Raw genomic sequence first — 18,769 nt, forward strand, 5'->3', positions numbered from 1 at the left:
ATGCATGCCGGACGTCATTTACTTGCGCCGATCTCAATCCAATCTGTTGACCAATTGCTGATTTCACCAAGAATTGGAGCGAGTGCATTACCTTTGCTGGTTAATGAGTATTCAATGCGTACAGGTATTTCAGGGTAGACTGTGCGCTGAATGATGCCTTCGTTCTCCATTTCCTTCAAGCGGTCGGACAATACCTTGCCGCTAAGATTGGACAGACAGCTCTCGATTTCTCCAAATCGGCGGGGACCATTCATGAGCACGAATACTATAAGCGCAACCCAGCGTTTGCTGAGCACGTCTACCGCTTTTTCAAAGCGGGGACACATTTCGAAATTTTCCATAAAGATCACCTCCACATTCATTATATCATAAACTTACAATAAGTAATTATAAATATTTAAATATATATTATAACTTGACGAAGTTATATTACAATGATAAACTAACTTACAAATAGTTACTTGACGTAAAAAGTTGAAATATTAAAATCGAAATTAATCTTACTATGTTTAGGACGGTGTTATCATGATCAAACCAGAAATCTTATCTATTCTGCAGAATAAAATCAAACGGATTACCATGGATGATTCCACTAATATACTTGTCGGACCTATTACTCTGCCTGTGAATCTTGATGGAGAGACCGTCACCTTTAAATGGTATAGCTGGCTTAAGACCACGGATGAGGAATTGCAGGGCGGCGACAGCAAAGAAGCGACTGAGCTGCTGATTTCACGGCTATCCTCGATGAATCTTGCTGAAGGACAGCAATCCAGCGTACTGGTCTACGGCGATTTTGAACATTCAGACGATGCGCTGATCCGCATGCACAGCATTTGCCATACCGGAGATATTTTTGGCAGCAAACGCTGCGATTGCGGATTCCAGCTCCGGCAGTCGATGAAGATGATCGCACAGCATGGTTCAGGAGCCCTGTTCTACCTGGCTAATCACGAAGGAAGAGGCATCGGCCTGTTCAGCAAGGCTATGGCATACATTCTGCAAGAAGAAGGGTATGATACTGTAGAAGCCAATCTGGAGCTGGGCTTTGCCGATGATTCCAGAGACTATAGAGATGCGATCAGCGTTCTGCAGCACCTGCGCAGCAAGCCTGTGACATTGATTACGAACAATCCGAAGAAGCTGGAAGCCCTGAAGGCAGCCGGTATGAATACTGGCAAGAGAGTTCCTTTATGGGGCGATGTCTCCGTCTTCAATGAAAAGTACCTGCGGACAAAAGTGGTGCGTTCGGGCCATCTGGAGGCAGTGCCGAGCACCGATTTTTTTGAGGGACGAGTAGCCAAATAACACAGAGATGTTATAATGGGGTACTGAGCCCAATACTAAGTCTAGTGAGGTACAATATGAATGCAATTCAAGTGCAGGACTTGCGCAAAACCTTCAAAGTCCAAAAAAACCGCGAGGGCCTCAAAGGGGCCTTCGCTGATTTGTTTAAGCGGCAATATTCTGAGGTTACAGCGGTAAAGGATATCTCGTTCAGCATTCCGCAGGGCGAAATTTGCGGTTATATCGGCGAGAATGGTGCGGGTAAATCAACTACGATCAAAATGCTCACCGGCATTCTGGTTCCGACCTCCGGCACGCTTTCCGTTGGGGGCTATGTGCCCTATGAGGAACGTGAGAAATTCGTGGGCAACATCGGCGTTGTGTTCGGACAGCGCAGCCAGCTATGGTGGGATATCGGCGTTATTGAGTCCTTCCAGCTGCTGCGCAAGGTGTACCGGGTGCCGGAGCAAGACTTCAAGAAGCGGCTCGATGAACTGGTTGAACGGCTTGAGCTTCAGGATTTGCTTAACCGACCGGTCCGCAAGCTTAGTCTCGGACAGCGGATGCGCTGTGAGCTGGTGGCTGCACTGCTGCATAATCCGTCCATTCTGTTTCTGGATGAGCCGACGATTGGTCTGGATATTGTTGTGAAGTCGGAAATCCGCCAGTTTCTGAAGGATATGAACCGCGATCATGGGACGACTATTCTGCTGACCACTCATGACCTGCAGGATATTGAAGCGCTGTGCTCCCGGGTGATCATGCTGGATGATGGACGGATTATTTATGATGGCGGCCTTGAGGAATTGAAGCAGCGCTGGGGAACCGGGCGTGAGGTGATTTTCCAATTCGGGACAGCTACGAAGCTTGCACAGCTCATGCACTGGACAGAAGGGATGCCGGTGACCTGGACAGCCGAGAATGATCTTGGCGCCAAGGCCTGGATTCCGCTGGAGCTGAATGTGTCCGATGTGCTCGGAAGAGTCGTTGGACAAGCGGATATTACGGATATCAAGATTATTGAAACGAATACGGATGATATCGTCCGCAGCATTTATCAATCAGGCTCGGCGGATAAACCGGAAGAGAAGATACTTGCTTTGCAGGATGAGAAAGAGGTCATTCATGTCTAATAAGCTCAGAGCTGCGGCAGCAGCAGCCGGAGGCTCCTCTTCGGGAGGTTCACAGGAGAAAGGATGGAGGCTGCTGCTCGGCGCTTATTTCGATTTCATCCGGATCCGTTTTCTGACCATGCTGGCTTACCGTGTCAATTATTACTCAGGTATTCTCATTTATACGCTGAACATTGGGGTGAATTATTTCACCTGGAAAGCCATTTACGGCAACGGCGAATCACTGGGCGGCTTCACGGGTGCGCAGATGACGACTTATGTCGCTGTCTCGTGGATGGCGAGGGCCTTTTACTTCAACAATCTCGATAGGGAGATTTCTACGGATATACGGGACGGCAGCATCGCCATCCAATTTATCCGGCCGTATAACTATGTACTGGTCAAAATGATGCAGGGACTTGGCGAAGGCGTGTTCCGCTTCATGATGCTGATGATCCCGGGTATGGTGATTGCGGTTTTGCTGTTTCCAGTTCACTTACCGACAGCGCCTTCGGCCTGGGCAGGATTTCTCGTTATGCTCTTTTTCAGCTTCCTGATTAGTTCACAGATTAACGTCATTACGGGGTTATCCGCCTTCTTCGTGGAGAACAACGAGGGCATGATGCGCATGAAACGTGTGGTGGTTGATCTCTTCTCCGGTCTGATCGTGCCGATCAGCTTGTTCCCGGACTGGTTGTCTTCGGTCCTTAAAGTTCTGCCTTTTCAAGCAATTACCTACCTGCCGGGCTCCGTATTTACGGGACGGGTTCAGGGCGTGGGCATCTGGAATGTGCTGGGGGTCCAGGTCGTCTGGTTCCTGCTGCTGCTGATTCCGATTGTCTGGCTATACTATGCGGCGCGTCAGCGGCTGTTCGTGCAGGGAGGGTGAGCGAAGTTGTATTACTTGGGATTACTGTTTGAATATTTGAAAAACTATATGAAGACCCGCCTAACCTACCGCGCCGATTTCTGGGTAGAGGTGGTGTCGGATTTGCTGTTTCAGGCGACCAACTTCATCTTCATTCTGGTCATCTTTATGCACACCGACAGCCTGGGCGGATGGAATCAGAATGAGGTAGTGTTCGTATACGGCTTCTTTATGGTGCCTTTTGGCGTCTTCAGTTGCTTCGTGAATATGTGGGGCTTCAGCGAGCGCTACATTGTCAAAGGCGAAATGGACCGCGTCCTGACCCGTCCGGCGCATAACCTGTTTCAGATTTTCCTGGAAAATGTAGACCCGCCCGCACTGGTCGGTTCAATCATCGGCCTGATCATTATGGCGATCAGCGGGAGTAATCTGGGGTTGCCTTTTGAATGGTGGACGATTCCGATGCTGATCATTCTGACCCTGAGCGCGGTTGCGATCTACACAGGGATCTATACGACCCTGACCTCATTGTCTTTCTATTCCGATGCTCCAACCGGGATTCTGCCGCTGATGTACAACATCCAGACCTACGGCCGCTATCCGGTTACGATCTACAACCGTGCAATACAGGTACTGCTTACGTGGATTGTCCCGTTTGCTTTTGTCGGCGTCTATCCGGCAGCTCTGTTTCTCCACCGGGAAGAGATGCAGCGCATGGCACTGCTGACTCCAGTAGTGGGTGCGGTGTTCTTGGGAATCGGGCTTGTATCCTGGAATTACGGAGTGAAAAAATATAAGGGAGCCGGTTCATAAAACCGGCCTCCAGTGCAATAACAGTAAGGCAGACAGGCGATGAACCGCCGGGTCTGTCTTTTTGTGTTCCAAAAGTATTATAAGATGTTATATAAGTCTCTTTTAACATGTGCAGCAGTTCCCCATAATGATTAGTGAGATTAGAAGAAGTGGGGCGTGGAACAATGAGATCGTACATCATAGGAGTAGATTTGGGCGGAACCAATATCAAGGCGGCTTTATTTGATGCCGATTTTACGGCAGTCAGCGAGGTGTCGGTTCCTACAGAGGCGGCAGAAGGACCGGTGCATGTGCTTAGCCGGATTCGTTATGCGATAAAGCTGCTGACCGAGGATAAGGGGATCAGCCTTCACAGCGTCGTTTGCATGGGCATGGGAGTTCCAGGGCTGCTTGATCCCAAGGAGGGGCTATCCCTGTTCTCACCCAACTTTCCGGGCTGGGAGCAAGTACATATTGTAAATGAGATGAAGCCATACTATGACTTTCCTGTATATATTGACAACGACGTAAGAGTGAATCTGTATGGGGAATGGCTGCATGGAGCCGCAAAAGGGTATCAGAATGTGATCCTGCTGACCTTGGGGACGGGGCTGGGTTCGGGGATTGTGAGTGACGGTAAGGTGGTCTATGGAACGACGTTCAGCGCAGGGGAAATCGGCCACATGAACATGTACAGGCAGGGCCGTCCCTGCCGCTGCGGCAGTTCAGGCTGCCTGGGCAGATATGTGTCGGCGGTGGGCATGGTAAATACGCTTAAGGAAAAGCTGGGCGAAGGCAGACACAGTATCATCCAGACTTGGACAGGCGGCGACAATGAGCGGATAACGGCTCTGATGATCTCGGAAGCCTATGACCTGGAAGACGAAGTGGCGGTAGAGGTAATGCATGAGACGGGGACGCTGCTTGGCTTTGGTCTGGCCAACGTTATCAATCTGCTGAATCCCGAGGCGATTGTGATCGGCGGCGGGATGTCTGCGGCTGGGGAGCGGCTGCTGCGCAGTGTCCGTGCAACTGTGAAGGAACACGCGCTGGGGCTGTCCGGCAGCAAGTGCAGCATTGTCCAGGCCGGGCTTGGCAGCCGGGCGGGAACACTGGGAGCCGCAACATATGCATACCGGAGGCTGCATGCATGATATGCTATAGACATCTATGTCGCTCTTTCGCGACACTTCAGGGCGATGAAATTTCATAGAAGGGCCTTAAGTTTGGCTTCGCCAAATTCGAGGCTTCCATAACAATGTCCTCTGTTCGGACATCGTTATTTCAGGATAGACAATCTGAAGATTCAAGCAGGAGGGCAAAGATGAAACACGACATTCAAAGAGTGCCTTATGGCTATGAGCCTCCGGCTGCAGAGCGTAAGGGAACACTGGTGTTTTATGATTCTTTTGAGCGGATAACGGATCAGGAGCTTGAACTCGCGGCCAAGACAGCGGCGGACCGTAAATTCACCAAGCTGGTGCTGTATCCTTTGCATGAAGAAACGGTAAGGCGGATGAGCAAAGAGCCTGTACAGGCGTTCTATAAGCGGGAGGACCGTCTGCATGAGTGGAAAAGAGAACAGGGACGTTCGTTCATTACAGTGGAGAGTCTCGAAGGCAAACGGAAAAAATATACGCCGCTGGATTCTGCTCTCCGTCATATCAGTACCGTGTATCCATCGCCGTATTTTCTGTATCTGACGCCGGAGACGGCGAACCTGTTCGCTTCCTATTCTTCTTTTGAGGAGTGGATCGTTAAGATTCGTCTTATCCTGTCAGCGGCTCCGGCTTATGTACACCCGCGTCTGGAGAAATTCAGGCATCGCTGGGATGTCGCAGGGGAAGAACGTGAGGAGTAGAGCATATTGCGCAGCGGGCGCCTGGCGGCAGTCAGGCGCCCCGCTGCTGCATGTAGGGGGAAGTTCAATGCACAACTTTTTGCTTGCGTCTGTAGGTGTACATTTTCCATTGATAGTGGATGAAGCAGCCGATGCAGAAGCCGAGAATGGCGACAGTGGCCGCAACAGCGACCATAGCAGTGAAGATGTAGGCGGCAACACTCCAGCCTGCCAGGAAGCTGACCAGTCCGGCCGTGAGGCAGAAGACGGCGATGCTCTGATTGAACTGCTGCTGATCCCAATCTTCAAGCAGATAGCTGGATCGTTCTTTGGTCAGAAGCATGGCGGCAAGCTTAATGACCGGATTGTAACCGAACAGCAGGCCAGACAGTCCGGCAGCAAGCGGCAGTGCGAGAACCCAGTACTGGCCTGTAAACCAGGTTGCCAGTACGGATAAGACGATGAACGCCTGATTGGTTTTGACAAGCGGGCGCGGAATTCCCCTTGATGCAGCATCCTTGCTCATCTAAATCATACCTTTCGCATTGGAATAATAAAATTATAACGTATTCAACCTATGGCGGCAATTGAAAAAATACTTTAAATTTGAAAATAATCTTGACATTTTGCGCAAATTCGTGGTTTTATTATGTAGACCAATCGTTATAATACAAGAGGGAGTGGCGCGCTTGTCAAACAAGCCCAATGCGCGTGATGCGATTGTGGATACCGCAACAAGATTATTTTTTACACAAGGCTATCACGCTACCGGTCTGAGTCAAATCATCAAGGACAGCGACTCGCCCAAGGGATCGCTCTATTATTACTTCCCGCATGGTAAAGAGGAGCTGGCACTAACCTGCATCAACAAGACGAGTGAAATCGTCGCAAGACAGCTCAGGGATTATGTGGAGAAGGATGTAAGTATCGTTCAGGCGGTTCAGGAGTTTATCATGCAGATGGTTAAGGACGCGGAGGGTTCCGATTATAAAGGAATGGTCCCGTTCAGCTTCTGGGTAGCCGTGGAGACCTCCTGCATCAGCGAAGAGCTGAGAACAGCATGCCAGGCTGTGTTCAAGGACTGGCAGGATGTGATTATGCAGCGTTTGCTTGAGGAAGGAACCGATAGCCGGCAAGCAGCCGATAGGGCGTCTGTAGTGGTCTCCTTGTTCGAAGGAGCGTTATTGCAGACATTGACCTGCCGGAGTACTGATCCGCTGCTCGCCGCTGCCAGAATGGTTCCTGTATTGCTGGGTTAAGCAAGAAACACACACAGAGAGATAAATAAACGTATAATCAGGAGGATCTAAGAGTGGAAGCCACCATGACTGAAAAGAAACAAACCGGAGAAAGAAAGTTCAAAACCATTCCGATTCTCGTCTCCCTGCTGCTTGCCGGGTTTATCGGCATGTTCAGTGAGACAGCTCTGAATGTCGCACTAAGTGATCTCATGAAGGTGCTCAATATTACACCGACTACTGCACAATGGCTGACAACAGCTTATCTGCTGACACTGGGTATTCTTGTTCCTATATCCGGTCTGCTGCTGCAGTGGTTTACAACTAGACAGTTATTCGTTGCCGCAGTATCGTTCTCCATCCTGGGAACCTTCCTGGCAGCGGCATCGCCAAATTTCGAATTTTTACTTACGGCCCGTGTTGTTCAAGCGATGGGAACCGCACTGCTCCTGCCGCTGATGTTCAATACAATTCTGGTCATCATCCCCGCTGAAAAAAGAGGAGCAGCGATGGGGCTCATCGGGCTCGTAATCATGGTCGCTCCGGCGATTGGCCCGACGATTGCCGGGCTGCTGATTGAGAGCCTGAGCTGGCACTGGATCTTCTGGCTGTCCCTGCCGTTCCTGGTGATCGCCTTGATCAGCGGAATTCTGTTCATGCAGAACGTGACCGAGGTCACGAAGCCGAAGATTGATCTGCTGTCGATTGTGCTGTCCAGCATTGGTTTTGGCGGAGTCGTGTTCGGATTCAGCAGCGCCGGGGAAGCGGAAGGCTGGGGAAGCCCAAAAGTGATCATTGCCATCGCAATTGGCGTGATTGCCCTTGTCCTGTTTGTGATCCGTCAAAATACAATGAAGCAGCCAATGATTAATCTGCGTGCATTCAAGTATCCTATGTTCGTGGTTGGTGTGCTGATGGTCTTCATCTGTATGATGGTCATTCTGTCCTCGATGCTCATTCTTCCAATGTACCTTCAGCAGGGGCAAGGCTACTCTGCCTTCAAAGCCGGCCTGCTGCTGCTGCCCGGAGGATTTATCAACGGACTGATGTCGCCGGTTATGGGACGCTTGTTCGATAAATACGGCCCGAAATGGCTCGTTATTCCCGGGCTGGTCATTGTAGCGGTAGCGCTGTGGTTTTTCTCGAACATCAATGCCACTTCTACTGTAGTGTTCGTAATTGTGCTGCATAGCGCGCTGATGATTGGGGTATCCATGATCTTCATGCCTGCTCAGACCAACGGCATCAATCAGTTGCCTATGGAATTGTACCCGGACGGTACCGCCATCATGAACACCCTGCAGCAGGTTGCAGGTGCAATTGGTACGGCGCTGGCAGTAAGCATCATGACCGCAGGCTCCAAGAGTTATATGGAGTCGGTGAGCAATCCGGCCGACCCGGCCAATCTGCTGCCTGCGTTTACGCAAGGCGTGCAGAATGCCTTTATTTTTGGAATGGCGATGGCTGTTATCGGTCTGCTGGTCGCTTTCTTCTTGAAGCGTGTCATCGTTCAGCATAAAGCACAGGCGTCGATGCATTAATAACAGTTGAGTATCGGGCACATCCGCAAGGCGGGTGTGCTTTTTACTATGTCAGAGAATTCAGAATTATAAACTATCGTATCATCTCAAATTACTCAATACATAAGATATAACAGGACGCCGCTTACAGGTGTTATAAAATCCGGTTTTTTGGTTAATGTTTAATGTATGTTCTATTCCCAGCAGCTTGTGTGAATAATACAGGAGAGGTGGAATCTGATGTGAAAAACAAAATCGCAGCCGTTATCCTCAGTATTCTGTTATTGGCAGCCGGGTCAGCGCTTATAACGCCGCAGAGCGTTCAAGCCGCAGATAATGTGAAGGTAGTTATGAATGGACAGCTATTGCCGCTTGACGGGTCAACAGCTTATAGGAATGGATCAGGGGTTATGATACCGCTGCGCGAGACAGCCGAAGCCTTAAAGTACAAGACGTCCTATCAGGGCAGCACTGGACAAATCCAGTTGACACGCTTTAATGAGACTATTGAGTTCAAGCTCAGCGGCCAGGAGCTTACGCTTAACGGAAAGGATAAAATACCTTTCAAGGAACCGGTTGAGGTCAGACAGAAACGGATTTATGTTCCGCTTTCCTTTTTTAATGCGATTGGGTTAATTACCTCTTATAATCTTGCCGAGGGCCAAGCCGAGATTTACGCTCCCGAGGTAATGGCAGGAGCGGTATCCGGACTGCTCGCTGCAGGCAAATACCAGGAGCTTCAGAACCGTTATTTCAGCGGGCTGGCAGCGGAGCAGCTTTCCTTGCCGCTGATTCAGAAGAGTTGGGAAGGCATTGCGGTTCCGGCTGGAAATTTCTTCGGTGTAAAAGCAACGGAAAGCCAGTGGGGCGAGGAGAATATGACGATCCAGAGCGTGCTCTATTTTGCCAAATCCGAAGCTGCATTGACTCTGACAATAGACAAAACGGGTAAAATCACCGGGCTCAAGCTTGAGCCGGTAATCGCCGATGAAGCTCTGTCCAGCCAGGCGAATTAGAAGATATGAATAAGGTGTTGAGTTAAGAGGGCTGCGAATGCGGCCTTCTTTGTGTTGAACTATGTGTTTGCTGGTGAAACCGTTTCACTATAAATTTGCTTGACAGGAGCCTCAATTGAGAGTAACTTTAAATTCGGATTAAACACTGTTTAAAACGGGGTTCAGCAACATGTACCAGGAAAGGGGGGATCAGCCAAAGCTATGATCAAAGATGAGAACATCGCTGACATAACAGAGAAGGATACGAAGCAGACTATACTTGAGGCAACTTTGGATCTAATTCGCAGCGAGGGGTTCCATTGTGCCACCATGCGTAATATAGCCGCCAAAGCAGAGACGAATCTGGCCCTTGTCAACTATCATTTTGGCTCCAAAGAGAAGCTGTTGGCAGATGCGGTACGGATGCTGCTCTCTACCTTTGACAATGCTTTTTCAGCGCTGGAGGACGACACAATGCTTCCAAGGGAGCGGCTTAAGCAATTTTTCCTTCGTTATATTGAAGAGCTTAAGCGTTACCCCGGATTGGCCAAACAAATGCTTGATCAGAGACACCATATCATGGGTTCCCTGGACGAATACACCCGTTACTGCAAAATGATGCGGATCGGGAAAATTCTTCAGGCCATCCAGGAAATCACCGGTGAGCAGGATAAAAATACTCAGATGACGATGTATCTTCAGATATACGGCGCTGTGGTATTTCCGGTGATCATGGTCACAAGCTTGCCTGAGAATCAAACGGATATGCTGCCGTACTTCAATCTTCCTTCCATTGAGGAACAAATCGACGGACTGTTTGAACGTTATTTTGATTAATACAATTATATATAAAGAGAAAGAGTGGAGAATAAATGTCAAAAACAACAAATGTGAAGAGCGCCCCGGTGGAGCAGCCTTTCTCATTAAAAGCTATACTGCCGCCGCTGCTGGCGATTATCGTCGGGATGATTATGGTTATCCTGGATGGTACGGTAGTCAATGTGGCTGTACCAAAGCTGGTAGATTATTTTAATACGGATCTCAAAACAGTGCAGTGGGCGATTACGGGCTACACCCTAGCTTTGGCTGCTGTTATTCCGCTGGCCGGTTATATGACAGACCGTTTCGGGTCCAAGCAGGTCTTCATCTCAACAGTTGCCATGTTCGTCTTAGGCTCGATGCTGTGCTCAATCGCGCAGACGTCAACACAGCTCATTATGTTCCGGGTCATTCAAGGACTGGGCGGCGGGATGGTTGCCCCGATTGGGATGGCGATGGTATTCAGACTTGCGCCGCCTGAACGCAGAGGCTCCATTATGGGTATGCTCGGTATTCCTATGCTGCTCGCTCCCGCACTTGGACCGGTATTGTCCGGTTGGCTGGTAGAGTATGTGAGCTGGCACTGGATCTTCCTGATCAATGTTCCAATCGGAATCGTCGGCATCATTCTTGGCATCAAATATTTGCCGAAGACAGAAAAGAAGGGCAAAGCTCATCTCGACATTCTGGGTATCATTCTGGCTCCAGTAGCGTTCTCCATGCTCGCTTACGGTGTGAATCAGGGCGGCAGTGAAAGCTGGTCCTCGACAGGAGCTATTGTGGGCTTGGCTGTAGGCGGTGTAGCGCTGGTGCTGTTTATTATCGTCGAACTGCTTCACAAGCATCCGCTGCTTGAACTGCGTGTGTTCCGTTCATCGGATTTCACCCGGGGGATTATTCTTAGCTGGGTGACTCAAGCCGCATTGTTCGGCTCCATGCTGTTCGTTCCGCTGTATCTCCAGCAGATCCGCAACTACACGCCGCTTGAGACCGGCCTGATTCTGTTGCCGCAGGCGCTGGCCTCCGGGATTGGGATGCCGCTGGGCGGAAGATTGTTTGACAAGATTGGTGCGCGTCCGCTGGTGTTTGTGGGTCTGAGTATTATCTCAACTGCATTGTTCCTGTTGTCCGGCGTGACCGTAGACACAGGTCTTCCAGTCATTATGGCCTGTCTGGGCTTGATGGGTCTTGGCATGGGCTTGTCGATGATGCCGGTCAATACACATGTACTGAATTCTGCGCCGCGTGAATGGGTGAACCGGGTAACTCCGCTTACCGCTGCTGCACAGCAAGTAGTTGTGTCCTTCGCTGTAGCAGGAATGACCGGTTACCTGACTAGTCAGATTACAGCTCACATGGGCAAAATGGCAGCGGGGTCCAATCCGTTGTCGGCTATGGTGTTAGGGTTCAATGATGTGTTCTTCCTGTCCGCCTGCATCGCGATAGCGGGAGTGGTACTTAGCTTAATCCTCCGCAAACCGAAGGTAGCACCTCAGCCTTCGCCTGACGGTCAGGCAACTGATCCGGCAATGATGATGGGCCATTAAATAAGAGTATACAAGTAGAAACGGCTTTGCCGTCCTCTGAAAGAGGCGGCATCCGTTTCAGCGAGAAATATAAGGATGATTGATGGCGTGAAACATATTAATCTTATATTTCAAAAAAGCCGCTTCAGCTTGTGCTGTTGCGGCTTTTTTTTGTGTGAAAATAATATCAAATCTCTATGAATTGGCCCGCCGTTTCTTGTGGAGCCTGATGGCACCGGGGGCAAAATGCGCTTTGCCCAAAAGCTCAGAGGCGACGATGCCCAGCAGAACAAGCGCTGCTCCGGTGTAGCCCTGCATCGACAGCTTCTCTCCGACAAACCAGAAGCCGAACAAGGCGGCGAATACCGGTTCCATGGAGAAAATCAGACCGGTGCGGGTTGGTGTCGTGTATTTCTGGGCGATGGGCTGAAGAATGAAGCCGCATGCACTGCAAAAGAGGCCCAGCGCCAGAATGGCGATCCAGCCGGACGTGGAAGAAGGCAACGAAGGAGTCTCGAACAAGGCAGACAGGACAAGTGCATATCCACCAGCAAAGCCTAGCTGCAGAATGCCGATGCTTAAGGTGTCGCAGGTTTTTACTGCTTTGCCGGTGAGCAGAATCTGTACCGCATAGAATACGGCAGAGAGTATGCAGAGGAAGTCACCAGGCTGAATACGCAGCGAAGAATTTAAGGTCAGTAGTCCGATTCCGGCGATGGCCAATATGGTGCCGAAAACTTGTGGAGGAGCGACTTTTTTTCTGAATACAAGCACTTCAATCATCGGGACAAAAATAACAGTCAAGGCGACAAGAAAGCCCGCGTTCGAGGTAGTTGTGGTCTTAAGGCCGAAGGTGATGCAGGTGAAAACGCCGAGCAGCAGGAATCCGAGCAATGCTCCGTATTTGAGTGTTCTGGCATCCACCTTGCGGAGACGCTTGTGGAAGAGGAGTGCCGCCAGAATAAATGCGAGCCCGAAGCGCAGCGCGATCAGATTAAACTCCCCGAGAGTCCCGAGCCCCATCTTCATGAACAGGTAGGAGGAACCCCAGAATATGGTTACTATAAAGAGCATCAGCTCAGCCTTGAGCGGCTTCATTTCATCATCATCCTTCTATAAATCAATTGGTTATAGTATAATACGCTCAAATACATAAGGTAACTGAATGTTTATCATATAAAACATGAGAATTTTTCATGTATACCGGAGGTGCGCAAAGGCTTGAGTATTAGCAAATATGAGGTGTTCCTGAAGGTTGTAGAGCTGGGCAGCCTAACCAAAGCCGCAGAGGTGCTGGGCTTCACCCAGTCCGGGATCAGCCACACGATCAGCAGTCTGGAATTGGAGTTCGGCTTCTCCCTGCTGATTAGAAACCGTTCCGGCGTTAAATTAACAGTAAACGGAGAACAGGTCGTTCAGCCTATCCGCGAGATTATCAAGTGGAACGAGCAGTTGAAGCAGCAGGTTGCGGATATCCACGGACTGGAGACAGGGACGATTACAATCGGCACCTTCACCAGTGTCTCTGTGCATTGGCTGCCGGGAATGATTAAGGAATTCCGCAAGGAATACCCATATATTGAATTTAAACTGATGGAAGGCGGATATTTGGAGATTGAGCAATGGATCGAAGCCGGAGTTATTGATTGCGGCTTTATTTCGCTCCCCACAAGGGAGAAATTTGAAGTGTTTCCGCTGAAGCAGGACCGGATGCTCGCTATTCTCTCCAAGGAGCATCCCTTGAGCAGGGCGCCATTTATGCCGCTTGCGCAGATTGCCTATGAGGATTTCATTATCCCGAAGGCCGGCTCGGATTATGATGTCAGACGGGTGCTGGAGAAGGCCGGAATCAAGCCGAACATCAAATTCTCGGCCGGAGATGACTATGCGATTATTGCGATGGTGGAAAATGGGCTGGGCATCAGCATTTTGCCGGAGCTGGTCATTCAGCGCCAGAAGCACAACGTAGCCATGCTGGAGCTGGAGGAGCGAAGCTTCCGTTCATTGGGGATTGCCGTCCATTCAATGAAATACACGTCTCCGGCCACCAAACGGTTTCTGAAGCATGTTCAGGACTGGTTTAAGGCTGATGATTAAAATTGATTGCGGCAATTCGGGTGCATATCACAGATTGGTGATTGACGGATGCCGAGCTTCGTGAGAGAATGTACGCGTGTACATTTTTGGTTTCGAAAAGAAAGGATGATTGCTATCGCAAGCCGCAAAGAAGTCGCTGAGCTGGCGGGTGTCTCCGAAGCTACCGTCTCCCGCGTACTCAACAACGTTGGGCCGCTCAAGGAGCAGACCAAGGAGCGGGTGCTTGCTGCCGCGAGAGAGCTTGGCTATACACCAAGCTCCCTGGCCCGCAGCTTTGCCCGCAGGCGGAGCGGCAACCTGGGTGTGATCATGCCTTATTTGCCCAAGGCGCGGCTGTTCTCCGCGTATTATTTCTCCGAAATTCTCAGCGGCATCGGGAGCCGGGCAAGAGAAGAGGGCTACGATCTGTTGATGATCTTCCGCGATGCCGATGAACCGCTGGATTACAGCGAATTGTTCCGGATGCGCAAGGTCGATGCCTGCATTGTCCTTGGGGCCAAAGAGGACGCCGGGGAGCTTGCCGCGCTGCGGAAGCTGAAGGAAGAGGGGCATCCGTTTTGTCTGGTCAACCAGCATTTTGAGGGCGAGAATTTTCACGAGGTGGATGCCGACCATGTTCTGGGTTGCCGTCTGGCTGTGAAGCATCTGCTTGAGCAGGGCTTTACCAGGATTGCTTTCTTGAACGGGCCTGAGGCCTATTCGAACAGCCGCGACCGTCTTGCAGGATATACGGACGCTCTGGCGGATGCGGATATCTCCTTGGACCCGATGCTCCTGTTCGAAGGGAATTTCAGCCGCCGAAGCGGAATCGCCGCAGCTCGGCAAATTGCCGCGCAGTTAGAGTGCATCGAGGCTGTTGCCGTTGCCAATGACCGGATGGCGATTGGCCTGCAGCAAGGGCTGCGGGAGCTGGGCATACCGGGAGAGCGGATGCCGGCCATCGTCGGCTATGACGATTCAGATGCCGCCGAGTTGGCGACTCCTGCACTGAGCAGCGTGCGGGTCCCTTTTTTTCAACTGGGGGAAATTGCTGCCGGCAAGGTGCTGGCACTGCCGGACGGCAGCGGAGACCAGGAAGCGGGCGAAGTCATCAGAATTAAGCTTCCTGCTGAGCTTGTGGTTCGTGATTCATCGCTAAAGGCTTAAAGAATCTGCATTTACATCACATTGAGGAGGAATCAGATGAAACAGCTTCGTGTCGGAATGATTGGCTACAAGTTCATGGGGAAGGCGCACAGCAATGCCTATCGCAGTCTGCCTATGTTTTTCCCGAAAGCGCTTAAACCGGAAATGTCCGTGTTGTGTGGACGGAATACCGCAGCCGTTCAGGAAGCGGCGGCCCAGCTAGGCTGGTCGGAAACCGTAACCGATTGGCGGGAGCTGGTTGCCCGCGATGATATTGACCTGATTGATATTAACGCCCCAAGCAATGCTCATAAGGAAATTGCGCTTGCGGCAGCGCGAGCGGGCAAACATATCTTTTGTGAGAAGCCGCTGGCCCTTAGCCTGGCGGATTCCCGCGAAATGCTGGAGGCAGCTGAAGCTGCGGGCGTTATTCATATGGTTGGCTTCAATTACCGGTTCTCTCCGGCGGTAAGACTGGCCAAAAGGCTGGTGGAGAGCGGACGGCTGGGGAAAATCTATCATTTTCGCGCCTGGTTTCTGCAGGACTGGATAATTGACCCCGAATTCCCGCTAGTGTGGAGGCTGCAGAAGGAGATCGCCGGGTCCGGCTCACATGGCGACCTCGGCGCACATCTGATTGATCTGGCACATTACCTCGTCGGGGATATGCAAGAAGTCATCGGCATGAGTGAAACCTTCATCAAGGAGCGGCCTTTAGCCGCCGAAATGACCGGACTCAGCGCCCGGGCGGGTGCCAATGCGGCTAGAGGGCCAGTTACTGTAGATGATGCCACACTGTTCCTGGCGCGTTTTGCTAACGGGGCGCTTGGCAGCTTTGAGGCCACACGTTTTGCTGCCGGTCACCGCTCGACTAATTCTTTTGAGATCAATGGCAGCTTAGGCAGCGTAAAGTTTGATTTCGAGCGGATGAACGAGCTGGAGGTGTATCTAAGCTCGGATGCTGAGGATGTGCAGGGCTTCCGGCGTGTACTTGCGACCGATCCTCCCCATGACTATGCGGAAGCCTGGTGGCCGCCGGGGCATACGATTGGATTCGAGCATACCTTCATTCATGAAATACTGGAGCTGTCCTCCGCAGTTGCGGAAGGCCGCCAGCCTGTGCCAAGCTTTGCCGATGGTGTGAAATGTCAGGCCGTACTGGAGGCAGTGGAACGTTCTATTCAGGAACGCCGCTGGACCCTGCTTTCTGAGATGTAAATTATTCCAACATTAGTATTCAGGAGAAGGAGTGACAATGATGAAGAAGGCATTAATCGTATGGGGCGGCTGGGATGGTCATGAGCCGGAGCAGGTTGCCGGAATATTCGCGGGGCTGCTGCGCCAGGAGCATTTCGAGGTAGAGGTTGCGGATACACTTGAGGTCTTCGAAGACCGTGAAAAGCTGCTGAGCCTCGATCTGATTGTTCCGGTCTGGACGATGGGGCAAATCACCCAGGAGCAGGTGGACAATGTATCGGCAGCCGTACAGAACGGGACCGGACTTGCGGGCTGTCACGGTGGAATGTGCGATTCTTTTCGGACCAATGTGGATTGGCAGTTCATGACCGGAGGTCAATGGGTCGCTCATCCAGGCAATGACGGAGTAGATTACAAGGTGGAAATCCACCCGGGCTCAAGTCCGCTGGTAGATGGTATAAGCGACTTCAACGTCTGCACTGAGCAGTATTATCTGCATTATGATCCGGCGGTGGAGATACTGGCTACAACACGCTTTCCCATCGTGGATGGGCCGCATGCCGCTAATAAGGCTGTAGATATGCCGGTAGTCTGGACCAAACGCTGGGGTCATGGCCGGGTCTACTACAACTCGCTGGGCCATCATGCCGACATAGTTGATTTGCCGCCGGTAAAGGAATTAATGCGGCGCGGTTTGCTCTGGGCGGCGGACGGCAAGCAGATTGCACAGGCACTGTTAAAAGATCAAGCGGCGTTCGCCGGGTACAGCGGCATGGCGGACAGCCAACTATAAGGCGGGGGCGAACAAGAAGATGGATAAAGTAAAAGTCGGCATTATCGGCTGCGGCAAAATAAGCGGTATCTATATGGAGAATTGTCAAAAGTTCGAGCTGCTGGACCTTGCCGCGTGTGCGGATATGGACCGTGTTAGAGCCGAAGAACAGGCAGCACACTACGGAATTCCCCTTGTCTATACGGTTGACCAGCTGCTGGAAGACCCGGAGATTGAAATTGTGATCAACTTAACGATACCTGCAGCGCATGCCGAGATCAGCCTTCGGGCGCTGGAGGCCGGAAAACATGTATACGTGGAGAAACCGCTCACCGTAACGAGGGAGGAAGGGCGGAGAGTACTGGAATTGGCCGCAGAAAAGGGGCTGCTCGTCGGCAGCGCTCCTGAAACCTTCCTGGGAGCCGGTATCCAGACAGCGCTGAGGCTGATTGAAGACGGCATCATCGGCCGTCCGGTTGCAGCAACAGCGTTCATGATGGGCCGGGGACATGAGCATTGGCATCCTGATCCGGAGTTTTACTACGCTGCCGGCGGCGGACCGCTTTTTGATATGGGTCCCTATTATCTGACAGCACTTGTACAACTGCTTGGACCTATCCGCACCGTGGCAGGGATGACCGGCAAAGCCTTGGAGGAGCGGACCATCACCAGCGAGAAGAAGGCTGGGCAAAAGATCCCGGTGGACATTCCTACCCACGTCGCCGGAACGCTGCAATTTGCAGGCGGTGCAATTGCCACGCTGATCACAAGCTTTGATATCTTCGGCGGCAGCAGCCTGCCGCCGATTGAAATCTACGGCACGGAGGGAACGATTCAGGTGCCTGACCCCAATACCTTCGGCGGTCCGGTGAAATTCCGCCGTATTGGAGAAAGCGAGTGGACCGAGCAGCCGCTCCTGCCTGGCTACGACCAGAATACCCGGGGAATCGGGCCGGCGGATATGGCCTACGCCATCCGCAGCGGCCGGCCACACCGGGCCAGCGGAGAGCTGGCTTATCATGTGCTGGAAGCCATGTGGGCTTGCCATGACTCTTCCGATTCGCACCGGTTCTATGAAATGCAAAGCACCTGCAGCCGGCCAGCGCCGCTTCCGCTTGGGCTTGCGCCATATACCTTGGATTAACAGGGTGGATACTGTCAAGACTTGGAAGGCTGACAGATAAGCAGTAAATCCTGTTGCCAGGACTCTTTCATAGCGGAATTATACTCCGCACAAAAAGCTCCCCATCAGCGCATGCGAATGAGGAGCTTTTTTGATGTGAACCGGATTTTGCAGGCTGAGTTAGAACCCTTTATACTGTGGTTCCTCATTCTCCAGCTCAGTTACACGGCTCTCCACCTGATCAACGATCTGCTGTGTTTGCTTAGCCGCATTGGTGAACAGGTTTTTGGCTTCTTTATTCTGGGTCTCCATTGCGAATTGCTCCAAGCTGGCTTGAGCGCTTTTCAAAGATGAGACACAGGTCTTTATTTGTGTGGATACAGTCATTTCATATTCCTCCTTGGATAGTGGTGCTTAATTTTCGCAACATAGTATCTGTCGTGACTCTGGGTTACATA

The 18,769-nt window shown here is 51.3% G+C and carries 20 protein-coding genes; 16 read left to right on the forward strand and 4 right to left on the reverse strand.

Annotated elements, in window-relative coordinates:
• Window positions 1–14: 14 nt before the first annotated feature.
• Complete coding sequence (locus ACX1DY_RS16520; protein WP_019911205.1) at window positions 15–341, reverse strand: winged helix-turn-helix transcriptional regulator; 327 nt, start codon at window positions 339–341, stop codon at window positions 15–17.
• Window positions 342–579: 238 nt separating this feature from the next.
• Here ACX1DY_RS16520 and ACX1DY_RS16525 point away from each other — a divergent pair, with 238 nt between their 5' ends.
• From ACX1DY_RS16525 to ACX1DY_RS16550, 6 genes are all read left to right on the forward strand, one after another.
• Window positions 580–1,308 (forward strand): GTP cyclohydrolase II, encoded by a 729-nt coding sequence (locus ACX1DY_RS16525; RefSeq protein ID WP_458965470.1) that lies wholly within the window; start codon window positions 580–582, stop codon window positions 1,306–1,308.
• Window positions 1,309–1,364: 56 nt separating this feature from the next.
• Window positions 1,365–2,420, forward strand: coding sequence for an ABC transporter ATP-binding protein (locus ACX1DY_RS16530; RefSeq protein ID WP_458965288.1), 1,056 nt, complete (start codon window positions 1,365–1,367; stop codon window positions 2,418–2,420).
• A 73-nt stretch (window positions 2,421–2,493) separates the two neighbouring features.
• On the forward strand, window positions 2,494–3,288 hold the full coding sequence (locus ACX1DY_RS16535; protein WP_458965471.1) for an ABC transporter permease: 795 nt from the start codon (window positions 2,494–2,496) through the stop codon (window positions 3,286–3,288).
• 48 nt (window positions 3,289–3,336) lie between these two features.
• Entirely contained in the window at window positions 3,337–4,080 is a 744-nt protein-coding gene (locus tag ACX1DY_RS16540) for an ABC transporter permease (RefSeq protein WP_458965472.1), read from the forward strand.
• Window positions 4,081–4,244: 164 nt separating this feature from the next.
• A complete protein-coding gene (locus ACX1DY_RS16545; RefSeq protein WP_458965289.1) occupies window positions 4,245–5,213 on the forward strand; it encodes an ROK family protein in 969 nt (322 codons plus the stop codon).
• 170 nt (window positions 5,214–5,383) lie between these two features.
• Window positions 5,384–5,920, forward strand: coding sequence for a hypothetical protein (locus tag ACX1DY_RS16550; protein WP_458965290.1), 537 nt, complete (start codon window positions 5,384–5,386; stop codon window positions 5,918–5,920).
• Window positions 5,921–5,984: 64 nt separating this feature from the next.
• Here the strand turns inward: ACX1DY_RS16550 and ACX1DY_RS16555 are convergent, their stop codons facing one another.
• Window positions 5,985–6,425, reverse strand: coding sequence for a DUF4395 domain-containing protein (locus tag ACX1DY_RS16555; protein ID WP_458965291.1), 441 nt, complete (start codon window positions 6,423–6,425; stop codon window positions 5,985–5,987).
• 154 nt (window positions 6,426–6,579) lie between these two features.
• Between ACX1DY_RS16555 and ACX1DY_RS16560 the strand changes: the two genes are divergently transcribed.
• The 5 genes from ACX1DY_RS16560 (at window position 6,580) to ACX1DY_RS16580 (ending at window position 12,018) form a co-directional block, all read left to right on the forward strand.
• Window positions 6,580–7,158 carry a TetR/AcrR family transcriptional regulator gene (locus ACX1DY_RS16560; RefSeq protein WP_458965292.1) on the forward strand — a complete coding sequence of 193 codons (579 nt, stop codon included), beginning with the start codon at window positions 6,580–6,582 and terminating at the stop codon, window positions 7,156–7,158.
• 65 nt (window positions 7,159–7,223) lie between these two features.
• Window positions 7,224–8,678 (forward strand): DHA2 family efflux MFS transporter permease subunit, encoded by a 1,455-nt coding sequence (locus ACX1DY_RS16565; RefSeq protein ID WP_458965473.1) that lies wholly within the window; start codon window positions 7,224–7,226, stop codon window positions 8,676–8,678.
• Window positions 8,679–8,899: 221 nt separating this feature from the next.
• Complete coding sequence (locus ACX1DY_RS16570; protein WP_458965293.1) at window positions 8,900–9,673, forward strand: stalk domain-containing protein; 774 nt, start codon at window positions 8,900–8,902, stop codon at window positions 9,671–9,673.
• A gap of 201 nt (window positions 9,674–9,874) precedes the next feature.
• On the forward strand, window positions 9,875–10,489 hold the full coding sequence (locus ACX1DY_RS16575) for a TetR/AcrR family transcriptional regulator (protein WP_458965294.1): 615 nt from the start codon (window positions 9,875–9,877) through the stop codon (window positions 10,487–10,489).
• Window positions 10,490–10,524: 35 nt separating this feature from the next.
• The gene (locus ACX1DY_RS16580) at window positions 10,525–12,018 is read left to right on the forward strand and encodes an MDR family MFS transporter (protein WP_458965295.1); all 1,494 of its coding nucleotides are present in this window, start codon (window positions 10,525–10,527) and stop codon (window positions 12,016–12,018) included.
• Window positions 12,019–12,192: 174 nt separating this feature from the next.
• Here the strand turns inward: ACX1DY_RS16580 and ACX1DY_RS16585 are convergent, their stop codons facing one another.
• The gene (locus tag ACX1DY_RS16585) at window positions 12,193–13,095 is read right to left on the reverse strand and encodes a DMT family transporter (RefSeq protein ID WP_458965296.1); all 903 of its coding nucleotides are present in this window, start codon (window positions 13,093–13,095) and stop codon (window positions 12,193–12,195) included.
• Between the two features lie 123 nt (window positions 13,096–13,218).
• Here ACX1DY_RS16585 and ACX1DY_RS16590 point away from each other — a divergent pair, with 123 nt between their 5' ends.
• The 5 genes from ACX1DY_RS16590 to ACX1DY_RS16610 all read left to right on the forward strand — a co-directional run bounded on the left by ACX1DY_RS16590 (window position 13,219) and on the right by ACX1DY_RS16610 (window position 18,332).
• Entirely contained in the window at window positions 13,219–14,094 is an 876-nt protein-coding gene (locus ACX1DY_RS16590; protein WP_458965297.1) for a LysR family transcriptional regulator, read from the forward strand.
• A 105-nt stretch (window positions 14,095–14,199) separates the two neighbouring features.
• Window positions 14,200–15,240, forward strand: a complete 1,041-nt coding sequence (locus tag ACX1DY_RS16595) for a LacI family DNA-binding transcriptional regulator (protein WP_458965298.1) — start codon at window positions 14,200–14,202, stop codon at window positions 15,238–15,240.
• Between the two features lie 36 nt (window positions 15,241–15,276).
• Window positions 15,277–16,437 (forward strand): Gfo/Idh/MocA family protein, encoded by a 1,161-nt coding sequence (locus ACX1DY_RS16600; RefSeq protein ID WP_458965299.1) that lies wholly within the window; start codon window positions 15,277–15,279, stop codon window positions 16,435–16,437.
• Between the two features lie 40 nt (window positions 16,438–16,477).
• Entirely contained in the window at window positions 16,478–17,209 is a 732-nt protein-coding gene (locus ACX1DY_RS16605) for a ThuA domain-containing protein (RefSeq protein WP_458965300.1), read from the forward strand.
• 19 nt (window positions 17,210–17,228) lie between these two features.
• The gene (locus ACX1DY_RS16610; protein WP_458965301.1) at window positions 17,229–18,332 is read left to right on the forward strand and encodes a Gfo/Idh/MocA family protein; all 1,104 of its coding nucleotides are present in this window, start codon (window positions 17,229–17,231) and stop codon (window positions 18,330–18,332) included.
• Window positions 18,333–18,491: 159 nt separating this feature from the next.
• On the opposite strand, the gene ACX1DY_RS16615 is transcribed toward ACX1DY_RS16610, so the two are convergent.
• On the reverse strand, window positions 18,492–18,698 hold the full coding sequence (locus ACX1DY_RS16615; RefSeq protein WP_458965302.1) for a DUF1657 domain-containing protein: 207 nt from the start codon (window positions 18,696–18,698) through the stop codon (window positions 18,492–18,494).
• Between the last annotated feature and the right edge of the window lie 71 nt (window positions 18,699–18,769).

The sequence above is a fragment of the Paenibacillus sp. BAC0078 genome (assembly GCF_054483875.1).